At 63.5% G+C, this 233-nt stretch carries 1 pseudogene; it reads left to right on the top strand.

The window, feature by feature from the left end:
- Positions 1-233, top strand: a pseudogene (locus I73_RS32640) (hypothetical protein); the annotation flags it as partial.

Below are 233 nucleotides of genomic sequence, written 5' to 3'. Positions count from 1 at the left end.
CCGTTATGTGCGGCTGCAAGGGGTGGCCCGTGCGACGCAATATGGCTACTCGCTGTTCGAGGTGGAATTCAAGTCCCCCGGCAGTGACAACTCCATGCAGTTGGTGGTCACCGCGCTGCTGCTCATCTCGCTGGCCAGCTGGAGCGTGATCTTCTCGAAGGTGGTCGGCCTGTCCCGCACCCGCAAGCGCGACGGCACCTTCGAGCAGGAGTTCTGGTCCGGCCGCAACCTCA

It is taken from the genome of Ideonella sp. B508-1, assembly GCF_000333615.1.
Lineage (GTDB): Bacteria > Pseudomonadota > Gammaproteobacteria > Burkholderiales > Burkholderiaceae_C > Ideonella.
Note: the sequence above shows the minus strand (reverse complement) of the source record. Positions and strands in the feature narration are given on the sequence as shown.